At 52.1% G+C, this 286-nt stretch carries 1 protein-coding gene; it reads left to right on the forward strand.

Features of this window, described 5'->3' with window-relative positions:
• On the forward strand, nt 1-286 hold a 286-nt coding region (locus ACKX14_RS15650; protein WP_422449296.1), incomplete at both ends, for a hypothetical protein.

Genomic DNA, 286 nt, shown 5'->3' on the forward strand with positions numbered 1-286 from the left:
CACATGGGACAGCTCCACCGGAGTAAACCCGGATACCGGCGTGGCGGAGCTGAGACTGTTCAACAGCTCCTATCAAAATGTGAAGGGTGAAAACGGCGAGAAAGTCGTTGCCCCCGGTACGGAGGCAGCCAATATTGTCCGTCTGAAAAATGAAGCGGATAGATCCATTACCTACATAGCGGTGATGTACCGTATAAAAGAGGAGGATACCCTGCCGGTAGAGCCTGTTCTGGCAGACAGTGACTCTTTTGCAGATACGGAAATCTACCCACTTCCAGAGGGCGTT

Origin of the sequence: Thermorhabdus hydrogeniformans (genome assembly GCF_049310025.1) — a bacterium.
In the GTDB taxonomy this organism is placed as follows: domain Bacteria; phylum Bacillota; class Thermosediminibacteria; order Thermosediminibacterales; family Tepidanaerobacteraceae; genus JBJYKD01.